Raw genomic sequence first — 4,410 nt, forward strand, 5'->3', positions numbered from 1 at the left:
GGCATAGTTTTGATATCACACCCTAGTTGAGCTTTTGAACAGTTGAAATGTTAAGCGGTCAGCGGTCAGTGGTCAGTAGTCAGCAGTCAGTGGTCAGTGGTCAGCGGTCAGTGGTCAGCCGTCAGCCGTCAGCCGTCAGTCGTTGGCAACTAACCCAAAGCTGATAGCTGAGAGGATATCTGAAAAGTTTTTTGATACTTAATTTTGCCCCCCTAGCCCCCCAAGCGAGGGATTGCTCGCTTGGGGGGGACAAGAGTCAATTTGCTTCTAAAAGTCCCCCAAAATTGGGGGATTTAGGGGGCTTGGATGTAGCAAATGAGACTTATCAGACAACCTCTGATAGCTGAGAACTAATAACTGATAACTGATAGCTAATAACTGATAGCTGATAACTGATAGCTGATAGCTGATAGCTCTAACCGCCATACTGCCAACCAGTGCTTTCCAGTAACAACTGATCTCCTTCCCGATGAATGCCAGCACCAACGACTTCAGCAACAAAGACGGTGTGATCGCCTTCTTCCACAGTTCCTCTGACCTGGCATTCTACATAACCGAGGGAGTCAGAAATAATCGGACAACCAGTTACTTCTCCGAAGTAAAATTCTACATCAGCAAACTTATTACCAACGCGACTTTGGGGTTTAAAAAATTTGGCTGCCATATCTTTTTGCCCACTATCGAGGAAGCTAAGGGCATATACTCCTGTTTTCTTAATAATGGCGTGGGATCCAGAGTCTTGTTTAACACAGTTAACGATTAGTGGTGGTTTGAAGGAAGACTGCATTACCCAGCTGACCGTGAAGCCATTGATTGTTTCTTCACCATCCCTGACCCCACAGATATATAGACCATGGGGAATTTTGCGCAGCATGGTCTTTTTTGCTTGTTCGTCTAGCACGAGTCTTTCTCCCTAAGTTCTTAGTGAACGCGCCCCGCGTGAGCTTTTGGGCAAAGCCCGACGCTGGGCGAACGGTCAATCCCAATTAGTTTACAGAATTTTCCCTTTTAAAAGACAGGATTGGGGATGTCCTTTTGGGCTCTAAACATGCGCTTAACTCGATATAGAACACCTCTGGGCTGAAAATTATGCTTATACTGCCTGAATTCCCCAGCATCTAGCCAAACCCCGTGGCATTGGAAGCATTTTTCGTACCAGATGCTGTACTCATCAATATCAAGCATGCGGATCATTTTGGCTCCACAGCGGGGACAGCAAATATCATCATTGATCTTATTCAGCTCAGAGCCAATTTCCGGGTCTCCAATATCTAGACTCTCAGAACCTTTAATCTTTTTGAGTATTTCGGCCTCCAGGGAATCAAACCAAATGCCTTTGCAGTTGACACAGCGGTCTACTTCAATGCCATGGCAGGTAACTGGCTCTAATTTTCCTTTACACTTTGGGCAATTAAGTGTTGGGCAATTAAGTTCCTTCACACTTTCACACAAAAATTAATGTTATATCATATATCTTATACAATAGAAGGGTGAGGACGAAAGAGGTGAGAGTGTTCGGGATGATAGAGACGGGAACGGGTTTTAAGGCCATCACGGTTTAAAGCCGTCTTTAGTGCCGGACTGATTAAGTAAAGGGTTGTCCGAATTAAATTGTGCTCATGAGTAGTTGCTGCCATTTTATCAAGGTCAACTAGCCAAATTTTTTCATCTGGCCAGCCAATGCGGAAGCAAACCGCTACTGGTGTATCAGCAGAATAGTGTTTTAGGAGTTTGGCTTGAGCCGCTTCTACATGACGAGCACTCAGATAGAGGCACAAACTAGCTTGATGGGCAGCTAGGGATGCTAATTCCTCTGAGTCTGGGACCGCAGAAGCACGACCACTGATCCGGGTCAGGATAATCGTTTGTACTAATCCCGGTATAGTTAGCTCAACACCAAGTTGTGCGGCTGCTGCTTGAAAGGCGCTGATGCCTGGGATAACTTCAAAGGGAATAGAGGCTTCTGAGAGAGCTTGCATTTGCTCGTGGATAGCACTATATAGAGTCAAATCTCCTGAGTGTAGCCTGACCACAGATTTATGCGATCGCACCCGTTCAATCATCAGTGGCACAATCTCTTCTAGGGTTTTGTTGCCAGAGCGAATAATTTCGGCATCAGCCCGAACACTCTCTAACATCTGTTTGGGCACTAGAGAATCTGCCACGATAATAACATCTGCCTTTTGGAGGATTTTCAAGGCTTTGACAGTTAATAAGTCTGGAGCGCCTGGTCCAGCACCGATAATGTAGACTGCTGGTGCGATTGAATTCATATAGTTTCGGAATTATGCTTTAGGAGATAGTATTTTGGTAAGCATATGCGCTACTTGAGGTGCCGTCAGCTCTCAGCCGTCAGCCGTCAGCTCTCAGCCGTCAGCTCTCAGCTTTTTTATTCAAAAGCTGAGAGCTGATAGCAGGCGCGATCGCTGCACGGGGTCAGATGAGTAAAACGAGCAGGGATTTTCAAGCAGTCCTACCAGTAACCCAGATGCTTGTTTACTATCTCCCGTTGATTAGCTGACGGCTGAGAGCTGACAGCTTAAGCTGTGTGTTTACCTGTCTTTTACCTGTGTGTTTACCAGTTAGTGACCAACAATCAAGCCAAGGTTCCGAGCAGCTTATAGATCAAGGAATTAACGAAACCAAGGGCAATTGCGCCAATCAAAGCGCTCCAAAATCCCCAGCGAAGTCGGAATCCTGTTACCAAAGCAGCGGCTAAGCCAAAAATAATCGCGTTGACCACAATAGCAAAAAGCCCAACAGTCAAGATAGTCAGAGGAAGAGATAAAACAATCAGGATTGGTTTCAATAGGGCATTGAGAATGCCGAACACCACTGCTGAAACCAATGCTTTCTCAAAACTATCAATCTCGACACCAGTTGGGAGTTTGGAAATGATCAACAAACTGACGGCAGTAACCAAACAGGCAATTAAAAGACTAATAATATCCATGGGTATCACCTTTTAGAGCACCACTACTTACACATTAAAGCGGAAAAGCATCACATCTCCCTCTTGTACAACATAATCTTTACCTTCTGAGCGAACTAACCCTTTTTCCTTAGCAGCGGTCATCGCTCCAGCAGCTACCAAATCCCCATAAGCAATGGTTTCTGCCCGAATAAAGCCTCGCTCAAAATCCGAGTGAATTGTCCCAGCCGCTTGGGGGGCTTTCATACCAGCAGCAATAGTCCACGCCCGAGTTTCCTGGGGACCAGTGGTCAGAAAGGTACGTAAACCCAACAATTCGTAGGTAGCGCCAATCAATGATTTTAATCCCCCTTCTTCTACACCAAGGGACTGAAGAAAATCCTCTCGGTCTTCTTCAGGTAACTCAATTAGTTCTGACTCTACTTGAGCAGAAACCACTACCACTTGAGCATCTTCGGTAGCAGCAATTTGCCGCACTTGCTCGACCCAGTCATTGCCAGTGGCTAAGTCATCTTCAGATACATTAGCGGCATAGATAACTGGCTTACTGGTCAGTAACCCCAATTGCTTGACTGACTCGGCTTCTTCTTCTGTTAAACTAATCTGGCGCACTAATTTGCCTTCATTCAACCCAGCACTCAAGGTTTCCAAGGCATCAAGTTCCATCTTGGCATCTTTGTTACTACGAGCTTGCTTCCGGGTACGCTCAATCCGGCGTTCAACTTGCCCTAAATCAGCTAAGGCTAATTCTAAATTAATGACTTCAATATCCCGAGCTGGGTCAACGGAGCCGGAAACATGGATGATGTCATCATCATCAAAGCAGCGCACCACATGGACAATCGCATCGACTTCTCGGATATTGGCTAAAAACTGGTTACCCAAGCCTTCGCCTTTACTGGCTCCCTTGACTAAACCAGCAATATCCACAAACTCAATCCGAGTTGGCACAATTTTCTCAGATTCAGAAATCTTGGCCAGAACCTGCAACCGCTGATCTGGGACAGCAACTACACCGACATTCGGCTCAATGGTACAAAAAGGGAAATTCGCAGCATCTGCCTTGGCATTGGCAACTAGGGCATTAAATAAGGTTGATTTGCCTACATTGGGCAGTCCAACAATTCCAGCTCTTAGCATAGCAGTATATTATAGTACTTTAAAATGGACAATGGGCAATAGAAACTTGAACCGATCGGCCAGTTGTTCTACTGTTGTCCCAATTATCGCTTATCTTCTTGGTTTTTATTTTATAATTTTATTTTATAATTTTATTTTATAATTTTATTTTATAATTTTATTTTATAATTTTACTTAATAAATGGTCTCTATTGATCTCTGATGGTCTCAATTAAACCAGTTTCAACTAAACTCCTTAGGGCTATTGCTAAACCAGATAAATTTACGTCTTTTGAACAGGAACGTGATAGTCGTAAGCAACATCTAGTAGCTTGTAGGGTGGGCAAAAACCGTAGGGG

At 44.6% G+C, this 4,410-nt stretch carries 5 protein-coding genes; all 5 read right to left on the reverse strand.

What is annotated here, in order from left to right; translation table 11 throughout:
* Nucleotides 1-415: 415 nt before the first annotated feature.
* Nucleotides 416-901 (reverse strand): flavin reductase family protein, encoded by a 486-nt coding sequence (locus tag F6K38_RS35645; RefSeq protein ID WP_071106083.1) that lies wholly within the window; start codon nt 899-901, stop codon nt 416-418.
* Between the two features lie 107 nt (nt 902-1,008).
* Nucleotides 1,009-1,440, reverse strand: a complete 432-nt coding sequence (locus F6K38_RS35650; protein ID WP_287294157.1) for a TFIIB-type zinc ribbon-containing protein — start codon at nt 1,438-1,440, stop codon at nt 1,009-1,011.
* Nucleotides 1,441-1,475: 35 nt separating this feature from the next.
* Nucleotides 1,476-2,273, reverse strand: a complete 798-nt coding sequence (cobM, locus tag F6K38_RS35655; RefSeq protein ID WP_287294159.1) for a precorrin-4 C(11)-methyltransferase — start codon at nt 2,271-2,273, stop codon at nt 1,476-1,478.
* Nucleotides 2,274-2,596: 323 nt separating this feature from the next.
* Complete coding sequence (locus F6K38_RS35660) at nt 2,597-2,953, reverse strand: phage holin family protein (RefSeq protein WP_008188025.1); 357 nt, start codon at nt 2,951-2,953, stop codon at nt 2,597-2,599.
* Nucleotides 2,954-2,980: 27 nt separating this feature from the next.
* The gene (gene ychF, locus F6K38_RS35665) at nt 2,981-4,072 is read right to left on the reverse strand and encodes a redox-regulated ATPase YchF (RefSeq protein ID WP_008188024.1); all 1,092 of its coding nucleotides are present in this window, start codon (nt 4,070-4,072) and stop codon (nt 2,981-2,983) included.
* Between the last annotated feature and the right edge of the window lie 338 nt (nt 4,073-4,410).

Source organism: Moorena sp. SIO3B2 (genome assembly GCF_010692525.1).
In the GTDB taxonomy this organism is placed as follows: Bacteria; Cyanobacteriota; Cyanobacteriia; order Cyanobacteriales; family Coleofasciculaceae; genus Moorena; species Moorena producens.